Consider the following 23,506-nt stretch of genomic DNA (forward strand, 5'->3'; position numbering starts at 1 on the left):
AGAGTCAGCGGCATCCGCTGCGTGCTGACTCTCTGCTGGTCGGTCAGATTTACTTGTTACGGCGATCAAACACGCGCTTGGCCTTGCCTTCGGAGCGGGCCAGACGGTTGGTTTCCACCACTTCGACACGGGTGCTGATGCCAATGTAGGACTTGATGTGGTGGGTCAGTTCCTTGGCTGCCGCGGCACGACTTTCCGGAGTGTCAGTTGCGCCGGGTTTCAGCTCGGCCCGGATGTCCACGCAGTCCAGGTTGCCTTCCTTGTATACCTCGATCTCGTAGTGCGGGGCGAGAGCTTCGCACTTCAGCACCTGCTCCTCGATCTGGCTCGGGAACACGTTGACGCCACGGATAATCAGCATGTCGTCGCTGCGACCGGTAATCTTGTCGATCCGGCGCATAGGGCGCGCGGTACCCGGCAGCAGACGGGTGAGGTCCCGGGTGCGGTAGCGCAGAATCGGCAGGGCCACCTTGGTCAATGATGTGAAGACCAGCTCACCGTATTCACCGTCAGGCAGCACTTCGCCGGTTTCCGGGTTGATGATTTCCGGATAGAAGTGATCTTCCCAGATGGTCGGGCCATCTTTGGTTTCAATGCATTCCATGCCCACGCCCGGGCCCATGACTTCCGACAGGCCGTAGATATCGAGAGCCTCGATGCCCAGGCGCTCCTCGATCTCTGATCGCATGGCGTTGGTCCATGGCTCTGCGCCGAAAATGCCGAGCCGCAGGGGCAGTTTATGGGGGTCAATGCCCTGACGCTCCATTTCGTCGGCAATGTTCAGCATGTAGGACGGCGTCACCATGATGATGTCCGGTTCGAAGTCCTTGATCAGCTGGACCTGCTTCTCGGTCTGGCCGCCAGACATCGGAATGACCGTGCAGCCAAGGCGTTCGGCGCCGTAGTGGGCACCGAGACCGCCGGTGAACAGGCCGTAGCCGTAAGCTACATGGACCTTGTCGCCACGGGAGCCGCCACCGGCCCGGATGGACCGTGCCACAATGTCGGCCCAGGTGTTGATATCACTCTGGGTGTAACCGACCACGGTTGGCTTGCCGGTGGTACCACTGGAGGCGTGCACCCGCACCACATCGGACATGGGTGTGGCAAACATGCCAAACGGGTAGTTGTCCCGCAGGTCCGCCTTGGTGGTAAATGGCACTTTGGCCAGGTCATCCAGGGAGTTGATGTCCATGGGCTTCAGGCCCTGGTCATCAAACGCTTTGCGGTAAAAAGGCACGTTGGTGTAGGCATGGACGACACTCCAGCGCAGACGCTGTAGCTGTTCGTGGCGCAGCTCATCAATGCTGGCGGTTTCCATGCGATCAAGTTTGCCCAGTTTTTGCAGTGGTAAGGTCATGGTTCTGTCCTGCGTTGTTCTTGTCGAATAAGGGTCTTTGTTCTTGTTGGCGGGTGGCTTCAGGCCACCGCGTCCATCCGTTCAATGATCAGGGCGATGCCCTGGCCAACGCCGATGCACATGGTGCACAGGGCATACCTGGCCTTCTGGCCCGCGGCATGACGGCGCTCCAGTTCGTTCAGGGCGGTGGTCACCAGCCGAGCGCCGCTCATGCCCAGGGGATGGCCGAGGGCAATGGCGCCACCGTTCGGGTTTACGTGCTCGGCATCATCCGGCAGGCCCAGGTCGCGGGTTACCGCGAGGGCCTGGGCGGCGAAAGCTTCGTTCAGTTCAATCACGTCCATATCCGCCAGTTCCAGGCCGGCCGTGGCCAGAACCTTGCGGGTGGCCGGTGCCGGGCCGAAGCCCATGATCCGTGGTTCCACACCAGCCGTTGACATGGCAACAATCCGGGCGCGGGGCTTGAGATTGTACTGTTTGAGGGCGTCGGCTCCGGCCAGCAGCAGGGCGCAGGCTCCGTCATTCACACCGGACGCATTGCCGGCCGTGACCGTGCCGTTTTCACGAAACGGCGTTGGCAGCGAGGCGAGTTTCTCAAGGCTGGTTTCCCGGGGATGCTCATCGGTATCCACCACCAGCGGGTCCTGCTTGCGGCGCGGGATGGTCACTGGCGTGATCTCTTTGGCCAGTCGGCCTTCTTTCTGGGCAGCCGCGGTGCGCTGCTGACTGCGCAGGGCGAACGCATCCTGATCTTCCCGGGAGATACCGAAATCGGCTGCGACGTTCTCGGCCGTCTCGGGCATGGAATCGATGCCGTACTGCTTTTTCAGCAGCGGGTTTACAAAGCGCCAGCCGATGGTGGTGTCAAAAATCTCCGCCTTGCGGCTGAATGCAGACTCGGCCTTGCCCATCACGAAGGGAGCCCGTGACATGGATTCGACACCTCCGGCAATCATCAGCTGGGTTTCGCCGGTGCGGATGGCCCGGGCGGCGCTACCGACCGCATCCATACCGGAACCGCACAGACGGTTGACGGTGCTGCCCGGTACGTCCACCGGCAGGCCTGCCAGCAGCAGGGACATGCGAGCAACGTCGCGATTGTCTTCACCGGCCTGGTTGGCGCAGCCATAAAGAACGTCGTCAACTTTCGACCAGTCCAGATCCGGGTGGCGTTCGGTCAGCGCCTTGATGGGAATGGCGCCCAGGTCGTCTGCGCGTACGGCGGAAAGGGCTCCGCCATAACGACCGACTGGGGTGCGAATGGCATCGACGATGTAGGCGTCTTTAAGGGTGTTGTCGGTGCTCATGCAGTTTCCTCCGAATTGCGTACGGTGCCACGAACCTCGTAGGAACGGCCCCGGAACAGGGCAACCTTGCGGCCGTCCTGATTAGTTAATGTGATGTCGTAAACGCCGGTGCGGCCGCCGCGGGCCTGCTCCTCGGCGGTAGCGGTCAGCTGGTCGCCCTCTTTGGCGCCGTACATGTAATCAATGCTGCAACCGGAGGCAACGGTGGCCCGGTCATAGCTGTTACAGGCAAAGGCGAATGCCGAATCGGCCAGGGTAAACAGGTAGCCGCCATGGCATGAGCCGTGGCCCTGGATCATGTCGCCGGTCACGGTCATGGTAATGACCGCCTTGCCGGGGGCGACAGATTCAATGTTCATACCCAGCTTCTGGCTGGCGCGGTCCCGCGCGAACATGGCTTTCGCGCATTCTTCGGCGAGTGTTTGCGGATCCATCTCGCTCATGAATAGAACCCCTTCTGTGCAAATGCGTTCTTCCGGAGCAGCAGGGCAGGGCGATAACGGTCTTCTGCGTAGCTGTTCTGGATGTTGGTGAGTACCTTGAACACGTGGCCCGCGCCAAGGCGGTCGCTCCAGCTCAGGGGGCCGTCGGGATAGTTCAGGCCCGCTTTCATTGCCAGATCGATATCGGCGACCGTTGCTACACCGTGAAGAGCCGCATCGGCTGCTTCATTCGCCAGCATGGCGACGGTACGCATGATAACCAGGCCGGGCCGGTCCGCGATCAGGCTGACTTCGATACCCGCTTTTTGTAGTAAAGCACAGGCACAGGAAACCGCTGCGTCGGACGCCTGATCGGCAGGCGCCAGGGCAAGTCGGCTTGCTTTGCTGTAGTCAAAGGCCAGGTCAAACAGCACCAGATTGGCAACACCCTCATTGGCGGCACGCTCGGTAGCCATCCGGCCGTCGGTCAGTGCCAGTACCGCATCGCCGAAGCGAATCTGGCCCGGGCCATCGCGCTCGATAATGGTCAGGCCGGCGGCCTTCAGTCGCTCCAGCAGCGGTGCAGCTACACCGGGATTGCCTTCGGCAATGACCACGGACTCATCGGATTGATGTGCCGGCTCGGTCTGTGGCTGTGGCTTTTCCGCACTCTCGCCGTAGGGATAGAACCCCTGGCCGCTCTTGCGTCCCAGGCGACCCGCTTCCACCAGTTCTTTCTGGATCAGTGACGGCAGAAAGCGCGGGTCCTGGTAATAGGAATTGAAAACAGAGTTGGTAACCGCGTAATTGACGTCGTGTCCGATCAGGTCGGTCAGTTCGAATGCGCCCATGCGGAACTGGCCGGCTTCGCGGATGATGGCATCCAGTGTGGCGGCATCGGTGGCCTGTTCCTGAAGGAGGCGAAGGCTCTCCGCGTAAAACGGACGGGCCACGCGGTTCACGATGAAGCCCGGAGTCGACGTCGCATACACCGGCTTCTTGCCCCAGGCGGTGGCCGTCGCATGGACGGTATCGGCAACAGTCTTGCTGGTCGCCAGCCCCATGACCACTTCGACCAGCGCCATCAGAGGTGCCGGGTTGAAGAAGTGCATGCCCACCAGACGCTCCGGTTTGCTCATGTCAGCACCGAGGGCGGTAACAGAGATGGAGGAGGTGTTGGTGGCGAGGATCGCATCGCCGGTACACAGATCTTCAAGGTTCGCCAGCAGCTGACGTTTGATCTGGAGATCCTCGATGATGGCTTCGATCACCAGCCCAGCATCGGCGACGTCATCCAGATTCGCGACGGGCTGAATCCGGCCGATAACATCGTCCAGCTCCTGCTGCTGCATCTTGCCTTTGTCGACACGACGTTGAAGCTGTTTGGCGATACCGTCACGGCCCGCCTCGGCGGCACCCTCTCTCTGGTCGTGCAGGTAAACCTGGTGGCCTGCCTGGGCGGCCACCTGGGCAATGCCGGAGCCCATGGCGCCGGCGCCGACGACGGCAACTTTGGTTTGAGTATCCAGTGCCGGCATGGCTTATTTCCCCTTGAAGTTCGGCGTGCGTTTTTCCATGAAGGCGGCAACGCCCTCACGGTAGTCTTCGGTCTGTCCGGCCATGCGCTGCAGATCGCGCTCCAGATTGATCTGTTCTTCAAAGGTGTTGCTGGCGCTGGCGTGCAGTGCCCGCTTGATCAGTGCAAGGCCCTTGGTCGGTTGGGTCGCGAAATGGCGGGCAAGTTTCATGGTCTCTTCCATGAGTTGCTCGTTATCAACGCAGCGCCAGATCATGCCCCAGTTCTCGGCCTGCTCGGCGCTGATCTTGTCGCCCAGAAGTGCCATGCCTTTGGCTCTGGCCATGCCCGCTACTCGGGGCAGAGTCCAGGTGCCGCCGGAATCGGGTACCAGCCCCAGTTTGCAGAAGGCCTGGACGAAATTCGCAGAACGGGCTGCCAGGGTGATGTCGCAGGCCAGGGCAATATTGGCGCCGGCGCCAGCGGCCACCCCGTTAACGGCACAGAGCACGGGCATCGGCAGATCCCGCAGGCTGCGCATCAGCGGGTTGTAATAGTTCTCCAGGGAGGCGCCCAGGTCCGGCATTTCCTGATCTGGTGAGACGCTGCGGTCGGAGAGATCCTGCCCCGCACAAAAACCCCGGCCGGAGCCGGTGATGACCAGTACACGGACAGACTCATCCTTGCGCACGGTGCTGATGGCATCGCGCATGCGCTCATGCATTTCAACGTTGAAACTGTTCAGGTTGTCCGGACGGTTCAGGGTAAGCAGAGCCACGCCCTTATCGATTTCAAGAAGAATGCTCGGCTGAGTCATGGCGGTATGTCCTGTTGTTTGTTGTAGGGGGATAGCGTGAAAGGTGTGTTGAATCGGCACACTGCTATCGAATGTGGAAAATGAGTATATCTTAGAATTGATACTCGTCAAGGATTGTGCTGGCTTGGTTCTGTATCACTTTGGTCGGATGTAATTGTCTGCTTCGTCTATATTGCTGAATATCCGGTAAAAATTTATCAGCGTTCTTGGCTTTGAGCCATTGCAGCGGTGGATTCACGTCTCAAAACAGGGGCTATGGTATGAAAAATCTCCCGGAAAAGGATAATGTGATACAGAAAATGAATCACAATGACTTTTCGGGTCCCACGTTCAGCCTGTCGTTTGGAGGAGCGCTGTCAGGCCCGTCTGCGAAGGAGACCGTTATGCCCAGCTACAGTATAGAAGGCGTTGTTCCTGTTGTTCATCCGTCCGCCTATGTGCATCCGACCGCCGTTCTGATTGGCGATGTCTGGATCGGACCGGATTGCTACGTGGGGCCCGCGGCTTCGCTGCGGGCAGATTTCGGGCGGATCATTCTGAAACAGGGATCCAATGTTCAGGACACTTGTGTAATGCATGCCTTTCCCGGGATGGATACGGTTGTCGAGAAAAACGGGCATGTCGGCCATGGCGCAATCCTGCACGGCTGCGTTGTCGGCGAAGACGCCATGGTGGGCATGAATGCGGTGGTGATGGATGAGGCGCATATTGCACCCCGCTCCATTGTTGGCGCTTGCGCGTTCGTTAAAGCGAAGTTTACCTGTGAGCCGGGATCGCTGATCGTTGGCTCACCGGCCAAGGTTATGCGCATGTTGAGCGACAAAGAAATCGCCTGGAAGAGAAAAGGCACAGAAGAGTACCAGCGACTCACGCTTCGTTCCCTGGCCAGCCTTGAGGAGGTCCAGCCGCTGGCAGAAGCCGAGACGGATCGGCCCCGAGTGGACGCCAGTGGTTACAAGCCCAAGTACGAGCAGTCCGAATAAGGATCGGCGCCGGATGCCGGGAGATCGCTCTTACAGTCCGGCGTCCTTGACGTTCTCCATAACCACAAACGTGCTGGTTTGCAGCACGTGGGGCAGAGCCGAAATTTCCTCCCCCAGAACCTGCCGGTATTCCTGCATGTTGCGGGTTCGGACTTTTAACAGATAGTCGAAGTTTCCGGCAATCATGTGGCACTGCTCCACCGCCGAGACGCTCTGAACGGCTTTGTTAAAGGCTGTAAGAGCGCCGCTGCTGGTGTCGTTCAGGGTGACCTGTGCGAAGGCAATGTGGCTGAGACCAAGTTTGGTCTGGTTAACCAGGGCCGTGTAACCGGTGATATAACCGTGTTCCTCCAGCCGGCGCATACGCACCTGGCAAGGCGTTTTGGAAAGGCCCACCCGGGACGCAAGCTCGGTTACCGTGATTCGGGAGTTCTTCTGTAGCTCGCGAATAATGGATTGGTCAATTCGATCCAATTCGGCCATGTTGTCTGTTCCAGGTTGAATTAACGGCTAAATCATATGGCAAATATAATCGAAACTCCTCTAATCCGAAACTATATGGTCTAAGTGACTTTCCGGGCTTGCGTATACTGGTAGGTTCATCAGCCCAGTAAGAACGTTTGCCAAGTCCGGAGAGTTTCGATGACCGATTCCCGCGCATTACAAAAACAAACCCTGCTGGAACAGCTTGCCGATGTCCTCCAGAACCAGGCGTCCGATAACGACGACTCCCTTGAACTCCGGGAAATCGTGGCCCGGATGGTGGAGGAGTCCCGATCCTGGGATGACGACCTCCACGGCGAACTGGTCCGGAGTTTCGGCGACTCGATTGGCGGGCGCTATGCCCAGGTGTTCAGTGGTGGGTTTCCTTCAGCCTACCGGGCGAGGTTTCCGGTGTCGGAGGCACTTGCTGATATTGAGCAGATCCAGTCCATTGCCGTGAGCACCGATGTGCCCATGCGGTTCTACCAACCTCGAGATCCCTCCGAAACCGGATTCCATTTCAAGCTCTACAGCGAAGGCCAGCCGGTTATCCTGTCAGATGTGATTCCGATTCTGGAGAACCTGGGTATGCGGGTTCTGGGCGAGCACCCGTACCGGGTTCGTCGCCGGGATGGCGAAAATTTCGGGGTTAGCGATTTTACCGTCGAACTCCACGACCGGTGCCGGCAAGCCGACCTGAGTACTGCAAGACCGCTGATCCAGTCGGCGTTCCGGGAAATCTGGAACGGCTTTGCAGAAAACGACGATTTCAACCAGTTGATCATGCTCTGCGGCCTGGGCTGGCGGGAAGTGGCGCTGATCAGAGCCTATGCCCGTTATGTGAAGCAACTGCGATTCGGGTTCAGTCAGCCGTTCATTGCAGAAACACTGGCCCGGCATCCGGATATCACTTCGCGGCTTGTGGCCTTCTTTTTCAATCGGTTCGAGCCCGGGGCAAAAGGACGTAAGTCCAGGACAGAAAAGCTTGAGGCAGAGCTGAGGGACTCGCTGGAAGCGGTGGCTAGCCTTGATGACGATCGTATTCTGCGGCGTTTCTTCATGCTCATCCGGGCAACGCTGAGAACCAACTATTTCCAGGTTCGCGAGGACGGTGGGTTTCCGTCTTATCTGTCGCTCAAGCTGGACCCGTCGTCGATCCCTGACATACCGCGCCCAAGGCCAAAGTTCGAGATTTTTGTGTACTCGCCCCGAATCGAAGGTGTCCATCTTCGTGCCGGACCAGTGGCGCGGGGTGGCCTTCGCTGGTCCGACCGGATCGAGGATTACCGCACGGAGATTCTTGGCCTGGTGAAGGCCCAGCAGGTCAAGAACTCGGTGATCGTGCCCGCAGGCGCCAAGGGTGGCTTCGTGGTCAAGCAGCCGCCAAGGGATGGCTCTCGGGAGGCAGTTCGCGAAGAAGGGGTTGCTTGCTATCAGACCTTTATAAGGGGGCTGTTGGATATCACAGATAACCTTGATGACGGCCAGGTGGTCCCTCCTGCCAATGTCGTTCGCTATGACAGCGATGACACCTACCTGGTGGTCGCCGCCGACAAGGGCACAGCTACGTTTTCCGATATCGCCAACGCACTGGCGGCAGAGTACAACTTCTGGCTGGGCGATGCCTTTGCCTCCGGGGGCAGTGAGGGCTACGACCACAAGAAAATGGGTATCACAGCCCGGGGCGCCTGGGAGTCGGTGAAACGGCACTTCCTGGAGAAAGGCACCGATACCCAAAGCGATGAGTTTACCGTGGTCGGTATCGGCGATATGGGTGGCGATGTGTTCGGCAACGGCATGCTGCTATCCGACCGAATTCGCCTTATCGGAGCATTCAATCATCAGCATATTTTCGTCGACCCGGATCCGGATGCTGCGGCCTCGTTTCGCGAGCGAGAGCGGCTTTTCAAGCTGGCCGGTTCATCCTGGGCCGATTACGACACCCAGCTGATCAGCGACGGGGGCGGCGTTTTCTCCCGATCCATGAAGTCTATTCCGGTGTCGTCACAGATGCGCAAGGTGTTGGGCATCAAGGCACGCAGCCTGTCGCCTGCGGATCTGATCAGCGCTTTGCTGAAAGCGCCGGTAGACATGCTCTGGAATGGTGGTATCGGGACCTATGTGAAGGCACCTTCGGAGTCCCATGAGGATGTGGGCGACAAGACCAACGATGCACTTCGAATCGACAGTAACGAACTGCGATGCAAGGCATTGGGAGAAGGTGGGAACCTGGGTGTTACCCAGAAGGCGCGGATCGACTTCGCTCGTCGTGGCGGCTCCGTGAACAGTGATTTCATCGATAACGCCGGTGGCGTCGACTGCTCGGACCATGAGGTGAATATCAAGATCCTGCTGAATGACCTGGTGCACCGACAACTGATGTCGCTTCCGGAGCGCAACCGGATGCTCAGGGCCATGACCCCTGAGGTGGCGGAACTGGTGCTGCGCAACAATTACCGACAGGCGATGGCGCTGAGTCTTGCCCAGAACCCGGCAGTTGCCACCGCAGACCAGTACGAACGACTGATGCGCAGGCTTGAGACAGAAGGCAAACTGGACCGCAGTCTCGAATTTCTTCCGCCTGATGAGGAATTGCAGGCTCGCCGGGAGCACGGTGGCGGCCTGACGCGCCCTGAGCTGGCGGTACTGGTTTCCTACGCAAAAATTGAACTCAAGCAGGCTCTGGTCGCATCACCGATCGTCCACGACCCGCGATTCAATTCGGCGCTGCACTCGGCCTTCCCGGCCTCTCTGCTGGCCGCCTTCCCGGAAGCGGTGGGAGCACATCCCCTGCGTGCAGAAATCTCGGCCACGCAGATTGCCAACGATATGGTCAATCGCATGGGGATCACCTGGTTTGACCGGATACGCAGTGCTACCGGGGCTGACGCTGGACGGATTGCCTCGGCCTACCTGATCTCCCTGCGAATACATGACGTAGACGCTCATTGGGAGGGTATGGAATCACTGGATGGAAACATTGACGCCGGTGTTCAGGCAGACCTGTTCGCCGATGCCATTCGATTGGTGACACGGAGCACCAGCTGGCTGTTACAAAACCGCCGGCAGGCGCTGGACCCGGTTTCCTGTATCGACCATTACCGGGCTCCCATGGCGGATGTGCTGGCTTCGAAAAGCCGACTTGAATCGGTGATTCCTGCAAGTCGGTGGTATGAACGCTATGCTGAATATTGTGAGCGGAAGGTCCCGGAAGATTTATCCGCCTGGTGCGCTTCCGCGGAAAGCCGCTACTGGCTGATGGACATGGTCGAGATCGCCCGTGAGCTGGACGAAGAGCTGGAGTCGGTGGCCTGGGTGTATTTCACGCTCGGTGAAAGCCTGAACCTGACCTGGTTGGACCGGCAAATGCGGGCCTTCCGGGCAAATGGTCACTGGCAGGTGTTGGCGACCATTCATTTCAGGGACGAGCTGGACCATCAGTTACGGAACCTCACGCTCAGCGTGTTTTCTGAGCCCGTTGATGGCGATGGAACGCCGGAGAAGCGGATCGAGGCGTGGCGGGGGAACAAGCGGATGTTACTCGCCCGCTGGGAGCGGATGCTGAACGACATGCAGGCCGCCAATCACGTGGATTGTGCCGTTTTCTCGGTGGCTCATGGAGTGCTCAGAGAGCTGGCATTGAAAGCCGCATAGTCGGACGACTACAGGCAAAGTGCCCGAAAATCATGTTTTTCGGAGAAAATTATTAATTTTTTGTGATGTATTAAAGACGTAATGGCACGCTTGCCTTGAATTTATAGCGAAATAGTCTTTGTCGATCTCGGTAGAATGCCGGAGAGACAAACAACTAAGAGGGTACAACTATGAGACCGCAGCAATCACAGACGCCCGAGCTTGTCGATAGCCGGCAGGCGATTCGTGATTATTATCTCGCTGACGAGCACAAAGTTATCCACGAGATGATTGCTGGTGCCCAGTTGTCCCAAGCCGAGCGCGACGCCATTTCCGCTCGTGCGGCTGAACTGGTACGCGGCGTTCGCAAGAACGCCAAGTCCACCATCATGGAGAAGTTCCTGGCTGAGTATGGGCTGACCACCAAAGAGGGCGTGGCCCTGATGTGTCTGGCCGAGGCGCTGTTGCGCGTGCCCGACAATACAACCATCCATGAACTGATCGAAGACAAGATCACCTCAGGCGCCTGGGGCACTCACGTGGGCAAGGCGTCGTCTTCACTGATCAACACTGCCACTGTTGCCCTGCTGATGACCAGCAATCTACTGAAGGACTCCGAACGCAACACCGTCGGCGAAACCCTTCGTAAGCTGCTCAAGCGCTTTGGTGAGCCGGTTATCCGAACTGTTGCCGGGCAGGCCATGAAGGAAATGGGCCGCCAGTTTGTGCTGGGTCGCGATATTGATGAAGCCCAGGATGAAGCCAAAGAGTACATGGACAAGGGCTACACCTACTCCTACGACATGTTGGGTGAAGCCGCGCGCACCGATGATGATGCCAAGCGTTATTACGACTCCTATTCCAACGCTATCGACAGCATTGCCAAGGCGAGCAAGGGCGATGTCCGCAAGAACCCGGGCATTTCGGTCAAGCTCTCTGCCCTGCTGGCCCGCTACGAGTACGGTAATAAAGAGCGGGTTATGAACGAGTTGCTGCCCCGGGCCCGCGAGCTGGTTAAAAAGGCCGCGGCTGCGAACATGGGCTTCAATATCGATGCCGAAGAGCAAGATCGTCTGGATCTGTCCCTGGATGTGATCGAGGAGCTGGTAGCCGATCCCGAGCTTGCCGGCTGGGATGGCTTCGGCGTGGTCGTTCAGGCCTACGGAAAGCGCTCGGCGTTCGTTCTCGACTGGCTGTACGGGCTGGCCGAGAAGTACGACCGCAAGTTCATGGTGCGGTTGGTGAAAGGTGCGTACTGGGATGCCGAGATCAAGCGTGCCCAGGTAATGGGCCTGGACGGCTTTCCGGTGTTTACCCGCAAGGCCTGCAGTGACGTATCGTTTCTGTCCTGCGCCACCAAACTGTTGAATATGACGAACCGGATCTACCCGCAGTTCGCTACTCACAACGCCCATTCGGTATCCGCCATTCTTGAAATGGCCAAGACCAAGGGGGTGGACAATTATGAATTCCAGCGCCTGCATGGCATGGGCGAGTCCCTGCACAATGAGGTTCTGAAGGTCAGTGGTGTGCCCTGTCGCATTTATGCGCCGGTTGGCCCGCACAAGGATCTGCTGGCGTATCTGGTGCGTCGTTTGTTGGAGAACGGCGCCAACAGCTCCTTCGTGAACCAGATTGTCGACAAGCGCATCACGCCGGAAGAGATTGCCAAGGACCCGATTGTCAGTGTTGAGGAGATGGGCAGTAACATTTCCAGCAAGGCGATCGTGCATCCTTTCAAGCTGTTTGGCGATCAGCGTCGCAACTCCAAAGGCTGGGATATCACCGATCCGGTCACCGTGAACGAGATCGAGAAAGGTCGCGGAGCCTACAAGGATTATCGATGGAAGGGTGGTCCGCTGATTGCTGGCGAGGTGGCCGGTACCGAAGTGCAGGTGGTACGTAACCCGGCCGATCCGGACGATCTGGTTGGCCACGTCACTCAGGCCTCCGATGCCGATGTAGACACTGCGATTACCTCCGCGGCGGCTGCGTTCGAGAGCTGGTCTGCCAAATCGGCTGAAGAGCGTGCTGCCTGCGTCCGCAAGGTGGGCGACCTATACGAGGAGAACTACGCCGAGCTGTTCGCGCTCACTACCCGTGAAGCCGGCAAATCCCTGCTGGATGCGGTTGCTGAGATCCGTGAAGCGGTCGATTTCTCCCAGTACTACGCCAACGAGGCTATTCGCTATAAAGACAGCGGCGATGCCCGCGGCGTGATGTGTTGTATTTCGCCATGGAACTTCCCGCTGGCGATCTTCACCGGGCAGATTCTGGCCAACCTGGCGGCGGGCAACACCGTGGTGGCGAAGCCGGCTGAGCAGACATCCCTGCTGGCCATTCGCGCTGTGGAACTGATGCATCAGGCGGGTATCCCGACCGATGCCATCCAGTTGGTGCCAGGTACCGGCGCCACCGTGGGTGCGGCCCTGACCTCCGATTCGCGGGTTAGTGGCGTGTGCTTCACCGGCTCTACCGCGACAGCCCAGCGCATCAACAAGGTGATGACCGAGAATATGGCACCGGACGCGCCGCTGGTGGCAGAGACTGGCGGCCTGAATGCGATGATCGTGGATTCCACGGCATTGCCGGAGCAGGTTGTCCGTGACGTGCTGGCCTCCTCGTTCCAGAGTGCCGGTCAGCGGTGTTCAGCCCTGCGCATGCTCTATGTGCAGAAAGACATTGCCGATGGCCTTCTGGAAATGCTCTACGGAGCAATGGAAGAACTCGGCATCGGCGACCCCTGGTTGTTGTCCACGGATGTGGGCCCGGTGATCGACGAGAACGCCCGCAAGAAGATCGTGGACCACTGCGAGAAGTTCGAGCGCAACGGCAAGCTGTTGAAGAAGATGAAGGTCCCCGAGAAAGGGCTGTTTGTTTCGCCGGCGGTTCTCAGCGTCAGTGGCATCGAGGAAATGGAGGAGGAAATCTTCGGCCCGGTACTGCATGTGGCGACGTTCGAGGCGAAGAACATCGATAAGGTGGTGGATGACGTCAACGCCAAGGGCTACGGTTTGACGTTCGGTATCCACAGCCGGGTTGATCGCCGGGTTGAGCGCATTACCAGTCGGATCAAGGTAGGCAACACCTACGTGAACCGCAACCAGATCGGTGCCATCGTGGGTTCCCAGCCATTCGGTGGTGAAGGCCTGTCAGGCACCGGCCCCAAGGCCGGTGGTCCGCAGTATGTTCGTCGTTTCCTGAAAGGTGAAACAGTCGAGCGCGAGGCGGATTCGAACGCCAAGAAGGCGGATGCCAAGCAGTTGCAGAAACTGATCGGGCAGCTGGACAAACTGAAGGCGGCCAGGCCGGAAGCCCGTATGGACGCCGTCAGGGCCATCTTTGGAAACGTTCCGGAGCCGCTGGACGCTCACGTGGAAGCGCTGCCCGGGCCAACGGGTGAGACCAACCGCCTGTCCAACCATGCCCGTGGCGTTGTGCTGTGTCTGGGACCAGACAAGGAAACCGCTCTGGAGCAGGCCGGCACCGCGTTGTCACAGGGCAACAAGGTTGTGGTGATTGCACCAGGGACTCAGGATGTGGTCGATAAAGCGAACAAGGCCGGGCTGCCGATCGCAGGCGCCGAGGGTCTGTTGGAGCCGGAGGCACTGGCAACCATTGATGGCTTCGAGGCAGTTGTCAGCTGCGGCGATCAACCCCTGCTGAAAGCCTATCGCGAGGCATTGGCCAAGCGTGATGGCGCGTTGCTACCGCTGATTACAGAGCACACGCTGGATCAGCGATTTGTGATCGAACGCCATCTATGTGTCGACACAACGGCAGCCGGTGGTAACGCCAGCCTGATTGCCGCCTCGGAATAAGCGGCGACAATCGGTTCCAAACGCGCCCGGCCTCAGGTAGTCCTGACGCCGGGCGCGCCTGTTTTCAGCCTCTGGTTAAACAGCATTCGGCGGCCTTCGGCCTCGGCAACGTCCGAGAGGAAGAAGCTCACCGGTGATCCTGGCCCCCTCTGGGCCAGAAGACCTGCATCCAGGGCGCTCAGGCAGCCGATTTTCGGGTAGCCGCCGATGGTTTGCCGGTCCTTCATCAGAACAATTGGCTGGCCATCTTTCGGTACCTGAATAGCACCGTAGGCGATCCCTTCCGAAACAATCCCGTCCAGATCCGAATAGATGGCGTCACCTTTCAGGCGATACCCCATGCGATCGATATTCTGGCTGATTTCATAATCGCACGAGAAAAACTTCATTCGCTGAACCGCGGGGAAGCTCTGATATTGATAGCCTGGAATGACACCCAGGCGAAGGTGCTGTTGATAATCGGGGATTTCTGGTTCGGGAAGAAATGCCTCAACAAACGATGCGTTTTTCTCAAACTCCAGCTTATCGCCCTTGGCCAGTTTCGCGCCCTTGCCATCGAGGCCACCCAGGCCCTCGCGTGCCACGGTAGCGCAACTGCCCAGCTTCATGGCTGGCTTGAATCCGCCGCTGACCGCCAGGTAGGCCCGCAAGCCGCTCACGGGCGCGTTGAAGTCCAGTCGGTCACCTTTGCTGATGTGATGGGTTCGCCAGGGTTCAACGGCACGATCGTTGATGCGGGCGCCCAGATCGCCGCCGGTAATGGCAATGCAGGCATCATGGTTCGCCTTCAGGCTGAATCTGCCAAAGGTGATTTCGATCTGAGGGGCATTGAGATCATTGTCCAGCAAACGGTTCGCCCAGAAAAACGAAAACTCGTCCATGGGACCGCCGGTGGTCACGCCCATATGCTGGTAGCCGTGGCGGCCGGCATCCTGAACAAGGGCCAGCATTCCAGGTTCGAGGACTTCAAAGCTCATCGAGGTTGCCTCCCAGCTCGAGGAATTCGTCCCGGCTTATGGCGCGAAAGCGCACCTGATCGCCTACCTGTACCAGGGCCAGGGAGTCGCTGTCCCAATCAACCATTTTCTGCGGTGTGCGGCCAATGATCTGCCAGCCACCGGGCGTGCAGCTCGGGTAGATTGCGGTTTGAGTGCCTGCGATACCGACGCTGCCGGTAGGGACTTTAAGTCGGGGCGTGGATTTCCGCGGAATGGCAATCCGTTCGTCGGTACTTCCCAGGTAGGCAAACCCCGGAGCGAAGCCGATGGCGTAGACCTGATAAAGCTGTTCACTGTGAATGCGAACGACCTCGTCCCGGGGCAGGCCGGCATGTTCGCAGACATCCTCCAGGTCCAGACCCACTTCGGGATCATAATAGACGGGCAGCTCGACGATGCGGGCAGAGTCGTCCCCGGTGGAATCATCATCCTCGGAGTCGATCGCTGCGCCCACCTTGCGGGCGATGGCAAACCGGTCAGCCTGTTCCAGATCCCAGGTCACCAGAATTGAGGTGTATGAGGGGACCAGGTCGACGATGAGGTCGGACATGTCGCGCCGCAGCCGGTCCGTGGCCCGCTTGACCAGGCCCGCGGATTCCGCTCCGATCTGGTCGCCAAAATACACCATGCAGGTGTTTTCGTTGACCGACTCGATCCTCATAGCGCTTCTACAACCTGACGCATATGCCGTGCAGCGTCGACGGCATGGTAGCTGTCGCCATGAATGCAGATGGTATCCGCCTTGATCGGAATATGTTTGCCCGAGATCGAGGTGACGGTTCCTTCACGGATAATCTGGGTAACCTGCGCCTCAATGGCGTCGGTGGTCTCGTGGACGGCACCGCGAATCGACCGTTTTACCAGTCTGCCCTCGTCGCTGTAGGCGCGATCAGAGAATGCCTCGAACCAGACCTCAATGCCGTATTCGTCCGCCCGATCCTTGACCTGTTGCCAGTCCGGCGTTGCCATGACCACCAGGGGACACTTTGGTGCGTAGGAGCGAACGGCGGACATAACCACGGACAAGGTGGTGTTATCGACCATCATCCGGTTGTACAGCGCGCCATGGGGCTTCACGTAGGAGATCGAAGTGCCATGCACCTGGCAGATGCCGTTCAGCGCCGCCATCTGGTAAACCAGGATAGCCTTGAGCTCGTCCGGGCGGCAGTCCATGTCCCGGCGGCCGAAACCGAGCAGGTCCGGGTAGCCGGGGTGGGCGCCGATGGTGACGTTCTGGGCCAGTGCGAGCTTGACGGTATGGTCCATGGTCAGTGGGTCGGACGCATGAAAACCGCAGGCAATACTGGCCATATCGATGTAAGGCATGACTTCAGAGTCCATACCCTTGGTCCAGGTGCCGAAGCTCTCACCCATATCGCAGTTGAGTTTCATTGTGTACCTCCGAAAAACGTTGTTGCCTGCGTCATCCCCGGCTCATGGTCTGGGGCAGGTAAGTGACAATCTCCGGGAACCAGCCAATCAGGAAAAGTGCTGCCATGATCAGCAGGAAGAACGGCAGGGCTGCCCGAGCCACATACAGTATGTCCTTGCCGGTCAGAGCCTGGATGACGAACAGGTTGAAGCCCACCGGGGGCGTGATCTGTGCCATCTCTACCACCAGCACAATAAAGATCCCGAACCAGAGCAAGTCGATGCCAGCCTGCTGAACCATCGGCATGACAACCGCCACGGTCAGAACCACGACCGAAATCCCGTCGAGGAAACAGCCGAGAAGGACGAAGAGCACCGTCAGGCCAATCAGGAGTTCGAACGGTGACAGGGACATGCTGCCGATCCAGGCGGCCAGTTCCCGCGGAATGCCCAGGAAGCCCATGGCCAGGGTCAGGAAGTGGGCACCGACGAGAATCAGGCCGATCATGCAGGAGCTTTTCACCGCGCCCAGCAGGCTGTCCTTGAAACTCTGAATGCTTAGTGAACCGGTTGCAGCCGCAATGATAAGGGCTCCGAACACTCCCAGCGCGGCTGCCTCTGTGGGGGTGGCAAAGCCGGTATAGATAGAACCGAGCACGAAAATGATCAGGCCAACGATCGGGAGCAGCATACGGAGTGCCTTGACCTTGACCGAGAACGTGAGGTTTTCCTTTTTGGTAGTCGGAAGTTGATCCTTGTTGAGCTTGGCCCAGATCATGGTGTAGCCCATGAACATGGCGACCAGCATCAGGCCGGGCAGGGCACCGGCGATAAACAGGCGGCCAATGGAAACTTCCGCGGCCACACCATAAACAATCAGAATAATGGAGGGCGGAATCAAGAGTCCGAGCGTACCGGAGCCCGCCAGGGTGCCTACTGCCATCTTGTCACTGTAACCCTGAGCCTTCAGTTCCGGCAGGGTCATTCGCCCAATGGTTGCGGCAGTCGCAGCGGATGAGCCGGAAACCGCCGCGAAAATCCCGCAACTCAGAATGTTGACGTGGAGGAGCTTGCCGGGCAGTCCGGCCATCCAGGGTGCCAGGCCCTTGAAAAGATCTTCGGAAAGCCGTGTACGGAACAGAACCTCGCCCATCCAGATGAACATGGGCAAGGCCGTCAGGGACCAACTGGTGCTGGCGCCCCAGCTCGACGTGGCGAACAGCAGGCCGATCTGATCGTTGCCGGACAGTAGGAGGCCCAGGACGCCGATGCCCACCAGCGTCAGAGACACCCACACGCCCACCGCGAGCATCAGGATCATCGACACTGCCAGGACAATGGAGAGAAACGCGATATCCATTATACGTCCTCCAGGTTCAGCTCGTCTTCATGCTGCTGATAGGAGGGTGTGCGCTTGCGAATCACGGCGACCAGGTCGTCAAGAATAGCTATGTTGAGTGCCGTCATCCCGAGAGCAACCGGAACCTGTGGTATCCAGATGGGAACGGGAATATAGCCGTGGGACACCTCCTCGAAGATGTAGGATTCCCACACCATGTGCCAGCAATAGAACGTCATGTAGCAGGCGAGCCCGAACCCGAAAATGAGGACGACAAGCTCCTGCCAGAATCTTGGCCGTGCCGACCACTTCTGGATCACCAGGGTGACCCGGATATGGCCGCCGTTATGAAAGGTGTAGGCAAGACCGAAGAAGGTGGAGGCTGCAAGCGCCCAGCCGGACACGTCTTCCGCTGAGGGAATGATAAAGCCGAACAGGCGGCCGACGATCTGCGCCAGGATGACGACCATGATCAGGGCGATGCAGAAACCAGCAGCGTAGCCGGATGCCAGATAAAACTTCTCTCGGAGAGAGTTCATAACGGATGCCTCCCGGAACAGCCTCCCGAACACTCGGGAGGCTTCCGTTGATTGAACTTTTAGCGGTAGTTGGAGAGGATAGCGCCGACTTCTTCCGGTGCTTCCTGCTCCCACTCTTTCACCATGATGTCGCCGATCTTCTGGAGTTCGGCCATCAGTTCATCAGACGGTTCGGAAACGGTGATGCCGTTTTCCGCCAGGGTGGCGGTGTCTTCTGCGGCGGTCTTGCGAACACCTTCCCAGCCTTTTGCCTCGGCAGCGGCAGCCGCATCCAGGATCACCTGGCGCTGTTCATCGCTCAGGCGAAGGAAAGCACGCTTGTTGACGACCACAACGTTCTTGGGAATCCAGGCCTTGATATCGGTGTAGTGGGAGAGGTAATCCCAGGCCTGCCCGTTGGCGCCCGTTGACGGTGAGGTGATCATGGCGTCGATGATGCCGGTGCTGAACGCCTGGGGAATCTCGGGTACCTGAACGGTTGTCGGGGTGGTGTTCATCAGGTCAGCCAGACGCGATGTGGAAGGGCTATAAGCCCGCATTTTCAGGCCCTCCAGATCTTCCAGGGTGTTGACCGGAGCTTTGGTATACAGGCTCTGGGCGGGCCAGGGGACGGTGTACAGCAGGATCATACCTTCCTTGTCCAGCTGCTTTTCGATCTGGGGCTTGGCGGCTTCCCAGAGTCTTTTGGCATCTTCGAAGCTGGTTGCCAGGAACGGAATGTTGTCGTGTTTGAACACCGGATGGGTGTTGCCCATGATGCCGATGAAGATTTCACCCAGCTGCACCTGCCCGGTTCTTACCGCCCGGGGAATTTCCGGGTGCTTTACCAGCGAAGCGCCGGAATGAACAGTGATGGTGAGGTCACCATCGGTGCCGTTTTTGATATCTTCGGCAAAACCGTAGGCGATCTGGGTAGGCAGGTTGGCGTCGCCGTAGGGCGTTGGCATGTGCCATTGATCGGCCTGAACGGCTGAGGTAAGCAGCGCCCCGGTAACCAGGGTGGCTGTGGCGAGTCTTTTGAACATAGCGAATCTCCCGTGTTTCTGTTTTTTATCGTTTAAACGGAACTGGGGCTTCAGAGTACCGCCAGTTCTTCATTGAGCCGCTCGGTAAGCAGCATTTTTCCCGGTACATGGGTTATTGCGAAAGGCAGGCGCGCGTTCTCGAGGGCGAGTTGCGGGGTAACCCCACAGGCCCAGAACAGCGGAAGCTCGCCCGGCCTTATCGTTACCGGATCTCCAAAATCAGGTTGGTTAACGTCCTGAATGCCAATGAGCGCCGGATCGCCGATGTGAACCGGTGCACCGTGGGCCTTTGGCAGGCGCGTCGTAATCTGTATGGCGCGGATGGCATCAGCACCGCTGAACGGGCGCATCGAGACCACCATGTTGCCGCTGAAACGGCCGGCTGGCCGGGTGGCAATGTTCGAGCGGAACATGGAAACGTTCCGCCCCTCGTCCACGTTCCGGACCGAGAGACCGGCCCTGATCAGGGCATCTTCAAACGAGAACGAGCAACCCAGGACAAACGTCACCAGGTCGTCCTGCCAAAGGCTCTTGAGATCAGTGACTTTCTCCGCTCGCTCGCCATTTCTGAAAACCTGGTATTCGGGCACATCGGTACGGATATCCAGATCGTGTCCCAGGTCAGGGAGGCTGGGATCCCCGGGTTGAGACATGCCGATCAGGGGACAGGCAACCGGGTTATTCTGACAGTATAGGAGAAAATCGCCGGCCCATTCGGACGGCAGGATGACTACGTTTCCCTGCAAGAGGCTGTTGGCCAGGCCACTTGTGGGCGCTGTGTGGGCGCCCGAACGAATGCGGGCGCGTAATTCTGAGGCCTGATCAAGCAGGTTGTTCTTGAAATCGGAATACGCACCGGTGTGCATGACGGTAACCCCTGATTGAAATTGTTTTTTACAACTAAATTTCAGGGTATACCGGCTGGTGAAAAAGTCTAATTATCGTTTTTTAGGTCCGGCGATAACTTTTCGTGATGTGTTGTTCGGTCGTATTCGTCGGAAACCATCACGCCAAGGTTTGCCGCGAGTTCGGCAATCGGGTTGAAAGGGGCACCGGAATAAGACGCGGTGAAGGAGAGTTCGGAGGGCGTCCACGAGGTGTTGAGCTGGACAAGACGACCGCTTTCCAGTTCATGTTTGATTACGCTTAGCGGAAGCGTGGAGATACCAATCCCGTCCAGGGTTAACTGCCGGCAGGCTGCCAGCGAGCTTGAGGAGTAGAAGCGTGCCGGCAGTTCATCCAGTTCGCTGAATTTTTGGCTGATTTCAGCAAAGGGTTTGGTGTTTCGGGCGTAGGTAATGATGGGCCATTCGGCCAGGTCCTTCAGAGCCAGGAGCTGGTCCGGAAGGTTGAGCTCGGGACTGGCGACCCAGATCAGTGGGAAACTGCAAAGCGCCCGGTTTTCGATTTTCGGCTCAGATACGGGCCCCATCAGGAAGGCCAGGTCGAGGCTCCGGTCCAGCAAACCGGATCGGAGGTTGCCGGAGACATCCACGGTAATTTCCACATCCAGATTGGGGGCCGTTTCGTGCAGCTCCCGGAAAAAACGCGGTAGCCAGGAGTGCACAATGGTTTCGGAAACCCCGAGCCTGAGAATGCCGGAGAGCGAGGCCCCCCGGTCTGCGCGCTTGCGCAGCTGCTGGGCTATGAAGACAATTTTCTCGGCATAGGGCAGTAGCTCCTGCCCCTTGCTCGTGAGTTTGCTGTGCCCGGATTCCCGCTCGAACAGCCTGACGCCAAGCTCGTCTTCAAGCGCGGCAATACGGTTGGAAATGGCCGGCTGGGTCGTGTGCTGGTGCTCGGCAGCCTTGCGAAAGCTGCCAAGCGTCGCAACCCAGATGAAGGTCTCCAGACGCTTGAAATTCATCGGTTATCGGACCTCTGAGGGGCCTACAGCGCGGCGTAGCGCTCGTGAAGGATGCCAACCCTTTCGACATAGGCTTTTGTTTCGGCGTAAGGCGGTACACCCTGGTATCGACTGACGGCGCCGGGCCCCGCATTGTAGGCGGCGGTGGCCAGCCGGATGTCGCCGTTGAACCGGTCGAGCATCTTGGCCAGATAATGGACGCCGCCACGGATGTTCTCGGCAGCCGCCAACGCGTTCCGCACACCCAGCTCTTCAGCCGTGCCCGGCATCAGTTGCATCAGCCCCTGGGCTCCCACCGGAGAGAGGGCTTTTTCATTGAATGCCGATTCGGCGTGAATCACAGCGCGGACCAGAGCGGGATCAACCCCGAACTCCTGTGCCGCGGTCTGGATTTCTGAATTGAAGGGTTTGGTGAACAGCGGCGTTTTGCGCCAGTCGACGCTGGATTCAGGGTCGCAGGCGTAGCAGTGGAAACGGATAACGTCGAACTCGGCAGCAGCCGGCTGCATACTGCTGTAGGCAACCACGCCGTTGTCATCGGTGTAGCGGTAGACGGTGTCGTTGCCGCTGGAGGCTCTGGGCTGGCTGGCACTTTTTACGTTGGTGAATTCGACAGTGCCATCCGGGTGCACGATACGCTTGATGCCGTCCGCCAGGGCAGATGCGGACAGGGCAAGCACAAGAGCTGCGATGGATGGGATCAGAAGAGATCTGCCGATGTTCATTACTCACTCGCGAAAGATGCCGTCTGTGGCCGGCTTCAGGTATTCTTTGAAAACCGCCGTTGGCTGAATTATACGGGCTTGCGGGTCGGAATAAAGCGCGCGCTGTGTCGTAAAAGTGTTACGTTCTGCGTTTAATGCCGGCCAGTTCTCATTCTCCGGAGAGGTCCCTCTAGAGCATCATGGTTAACCCGACCGACATAGACAACCTCGTTCTCATCGGTATGCCCGGCAGTGGCAAGAGCACGGTGGGTGTGCTGCTGGCCAAACGCCTGGGCCTCGGGTTTGTCGATACCGATTTGCTCATTCAGGAAGAAGCCGGTCGTACTCTCCAGGCAATTGTAGACCACGACGGCTACGAAGCCCTGCGCCGAATAGAAGAACAGGTGCTTCTCAAGCTGGATGTCCGGCACAAGGTTATCAGCACGGGCGGCAGTGCCGTCTACAGTGCTCTCGCCATGGAACATCTCAAGACCAATGGTACCGTCGTTTTTCTTGATATCCCGCTTGAGCTCGTCATTGAGCGAATCGGCGATCACAGCATGCGGGGCATTTCCCGCAGGCCGGATCAGTCGCTGGAAGCCTTGTTCGAAGAACGGCTCGAGCTGTATTCCCGGTATGCGGACCTGGCGGTGAAGGGGGCAGGTCTTAATCAGGATCAGGTCTGCGAGGCGGTGGTCGAGAGCCTTACTTCACAACCACTGTGAGCCCCAGTATTAGGTTAAGTTAAGGTGCATCCGGCCAGACCTCGCTGCTACAGTCCGAGGACGTGTTGGGAGGACTGAACGATGAAGAACTGGACTTACGCACTTGCGATCGCTTTTGTTGGACTGTTTTCAGGGACGGCTCTGGCCGAAACGTCACCGGAGGATTCTTCCCCGGATTCTTCTGTTGAGTCGCTTAAACAGGAAACCCGTGAGTTGGGCGAGGCGCTTCAGGAGTATGGTTCTGACCAGAAAGAGCAAGCGGAGGATTCGATCAACAAAACACTGTCGGCCCTGGACAAACGTATCGATGAGCTTGAGCAACAACTCTCCGAAAACTGGGACGACATGAGTGACACTGCCCGGGAGCGGTCCCAGAAGAGCCTTGAGTCGTTGCGGGAACAGAGGGCTCGTGTCCAAAGCTGGTATCAGGAACTGAAAGACAGCTCGGCATCCGCCTGGGAACAAGCTCGAAAGGGATTCTCCGATGCCTATGAAGCGCTTTCTGAACAATGGAACAACACTGAGAAGGAGCTGGATGAGGACGCCGGAAAACGCTCCGACAGCATCTGATCTGACGTTAATCTGATCATTTCACT

The 23,506-nt window shown here is 58.4% G+C and carries 20 protein-coding genes; 5 read left to right on the forward strand and 15 right to left on the reverse strand.

Annotated features, from left to right (window positions below; translation table 11 throughout):
* Positions 1-49: 49 nt before the first annotated feature.
* The 5 genes from paaK to paaG are packed head-to-tail and all read right to left on the reverse strand — an operon-like array spanning position 50 to position 5,422.
* Complete coding sequence (gene paaK, locus ACWJ62_RS02415) at positions 50-1,360, reverse strand: phenylacetate--CoA ligase PaaK (RefSeq protein ID WP_449284763.1); 1,311 nt, start codon at positions 1,358-1,360, stop codon at positions 50-52.
* A 59-nt stretch (positions 1,361-1,419) separates the two neighbouring features.
* A complete protein-coding gene (gene pcaF / locus ACWJ62_RS02420) occupies positions 1,420-2,667 on the reverse strand; it encodes a 3-oxoadipyl-CoA thiolase (RefSeq protein ID WP_449284764.1) in 1,248 nt (415 codons plus the stop codon).
* Positions 2,664-3,110, reverse strand: coding sequence for a hydroxyphenylacetyl-CoA thioesterase PaaI (gene paaI, locus ACWJ62_RS02425; RefSeq protein WP_449284765.1), 447 nt, complete (start codon positions 3,108-3,110; stop codon positions 2,664-2,666). Before paaI ends, pcaF begins: the two co-directional genes overlap by 4 nt.
* Positions 3,107-4,627 (reverse strand): 3-hydroxyacyl-CoA dehydrogenase PaaH, encoded by a 1,521-nt coding sequence (gene paaH / locus ACWJ62_RS02430; protein ID WP_449284766.1) that lies wholly within the window; start codon positions 4,625-4,627, stop codon positions 3,107-3,109. The genes paaI and paaH overlap by 4 nt, the downstream gene beginning before the upstream one ends.
* 3 nt (positions 4,628-4,630) lie before the next feature.
* Positions 4,631-5,422, reverse strand: a complete 792-nt coding sequence (gene paaG / locus ACWJ62_RS02435; RefSeq protein WP_449284767.1) for a 2-(1,2-epoxy-1,2-dihydrophenyl)acetyl-CoA isomerase PaaG — start codon at positions 5,420-5,422, stop codon at positions 4,631-4,633.
* Between the two features lie 383 nt (positions 5,423-5,805).
* Here paaG and paaY point away from each other — a divergent pair, with 383 nt between their 5' ends.
* The gene (paaY, locus tag ACWJ62_RS02440) at positions 5,806-6,405 is read left to right on the forward strand and encodes a phenylacetic acid degradation protein PaaY (protein WP_449284768.1); all 600 of its coding nucleotides are present in this window, start codon (positions 5,806-5,808) and stop codon (positions 6,403-6,405) included.
* A 30-nt stretch (positions 6,406-6,435) separates the two neighbouring features.
* Here paaY and ACWJ62_RS02445 read toward each other — a convergent pair whose 3' ends face one another.
* Positions 6,436-6,888, reverse strand: a complete 453-nt coding sequence (locus tag ACWJ62_RS02445; RefSeq protein WP_008173814.1) for an Lrp/AsnC ligand binding domain-containing protein — start codon at positions 6,886-6,888, stop codon at positions 6,436-6,438.
* A gap of 159 nt (positions 6,889-7,047) precedes the next feature.
* Here ACWJ62_RS02445 and ACWJ62_RS02450 point away from each other — a divergent pair, with 159 nt between their 5' ends.
* Both ACWJ62_RS02450 and putA read left to right on the forward strand, forming a co-directional pair.
* Entirely contained in the window at positions 7,048-10,542 is a 3,495-nt protein-coding gene (locus ACWJ62_RS02450; protein WP_449284769.1) for an NAD-glutamate dehydrogenase, read from the forward strand.
* Between the two features lie 170 nt (positions 10,543-10,712).
* Entirely contained in the window at positions 10,713-14,342 is a 3,630-nt protein-coding gene (gene putA, locus ACWJ62_RS02455) for a bifunctional proline dehydrogenase/L-glutamate gamma-semialdehyde dehydrogenase PutA (RefSeq protein ID WP_449284770.1), read from the forward strand.
* 32 nt (positions 14,343-14,374) lie between these two features.
* Here putA and ACWJ62_RS02460 read toward each other — a convergent pair whose 3' ends face one another.
* The 9 genes from ACWJ62_RS02460 to ACWJ62_RS02500 all read right to left on the reverse strand — a co-directional run bounded on the left by ACWJ62_RS02460 (position 14,375) and on the right by ACWJ62_RS02500 (position 22,206).
* Positions 14,375-15,319 (reverse strand): 5-oxoprolinase subunit C family protein, encoded by a 945-nt coding sequence (locus ACWJ62_RS02460; RefSeq protein WP_449284771.1) that lies wholly within the window; start codon positions 15,317-15,319, stop codon positions 14,375-14,377.
* A complete protein-coding gene (pxpB, locus tag ACWJ62_RS02465) occupies positions 15,309-16,001 on the reverse strand; it encodes a 5-oxoprolinase subunit PxpB (protein WP_449284772.1) in 693 nt (230 codons plus the stop codon). Before pxpB ends, ACWJ62_RS02460 begins: the two co-directional genes overlap by 11 nt.
* The gene (locus ACWJ62_RS02470; protein ID WP_449284773.1) at positions 15,998-16,732 is read right to left on the reverse strand and encodes a 5-oxoprolinase subunit PxpA; all 735 of its coding nucleotides are present in this window, start codon (positions 16,730-16,732) and stop codon (positions 15,998-16,000) included. Before ACWJ62_RS02470 ends, pxpB begins: the two co-directional genes overlap by 4 nt.
* 31 nt (positions 16,733-16,763) lie before the next feature.
* Positions 16,764-18,071 (reverse strand): TRAP transporter large permease, encoded by a 1,308-nt coding sequence (locus tag ACWJ62_RS02475; RefSeq protein WP_449284774.1) that lies wholly within the window; start codon positions 18,069-18,071, stop codon positions 16,764-16,766.
* Positions 18,071-18,589: a TRAP transporter small permease gene (locus tag ACWJ62_RS02480; RefSeq protein ID WP_449284775.1), complete on the reverse strand. Its 519-nt coding sequence runs from the start codon at positions 18,587-18,589 to the stop codon at positions 18,071-18,073. Before ACWJ62_RS02480 ends, ACWJ62_RS02475 begins: the two co-directional genes overlap by 1 nt.
* A gap of 59 nt (positions 18,590-18,648) precedes the next feature.
* A complete protein-coding gene (locus tag ACWJ62_RS02485; RefSeq protein ID WP_449284776.1) occupies positions 18,649-19,614 on the reverse strand; it encodes a TRAP transporter substrate-binding protein in 966 nt (321 codons plus the stop codon).
* 50 nt (positions 19,615-19,664) lie between these two features.
* A complete protein-coding gene (locus ACWJ62_RS02490) occupies positions 19,665-20,480 on the reverse strand; it encodes a putative hydro-lyase (RefSeq protein ID WP_449284777.1) in 816 nt (271 codons plus the stop codon).
* 68 nt (positions 20,481-20,548) lie between these two features.
* Positions 20,549-21,481, reverse strand: a complete 933-nt coding sequence (locus tag ACWJ62_RS02495) for a LysR family transcriptional regulator (protein WP_449284778.1) — start codon at positions 21,479-21,481, stop codon at positions 20,549-20,551.
* Between the two features lie 23 nt (positions 21,482-21,504).
* The gene (locus ACWJ62_RS02500; protein ID WP_449284779.1) at positions 21,505-22,206 is read right to left on the reverse strand and encodes a lytic transglycosylase domain-containing protein; all 702 of its coding nucleotides are present in this window, start codon (positions 22,204-22,206) and stop codon (positions 21,505-21,507) included.
* A 179-nt stretch (positions 22,207-22,385) separates the two neighbouring features.
* On the opposite strand from ACWJ62_RS02500, the gene ACWJ62_RS02505 reads away from it, so the two are divergent.
* Both ACWJ62_RS02505 and ACWJ62_RS02510 read left to right on the forward strand, forming a co-directional pair.
* On the forward strand, positions 22,386-22,910 hold the full coding sequence (locus tag ACWJ62_RS02505) for a shikimate kinase (protein WP_449284780.1): 525 nt from the start codon (positions 22,386-22,388) through the stop codon (positions 22,908-22,910).
* Positions 22,911-22,991: 81 nt separating this feature from the next.
* Positions 22,992-23,480, forward strand: coding sequence for a hypothetical protein (locus ACWJ62_RS02510; protein ID WP_449284781.1), 489 nt, complete (start codon positions 22,992-22,994; stop codon positions 23,478-23,480).
* The last annotated feature ends 26 nt before the right edge of the window (positions 23,481-23,506 follow it).

The organism is Marinobacter sp. PE14, assembly GCF_053566155.1.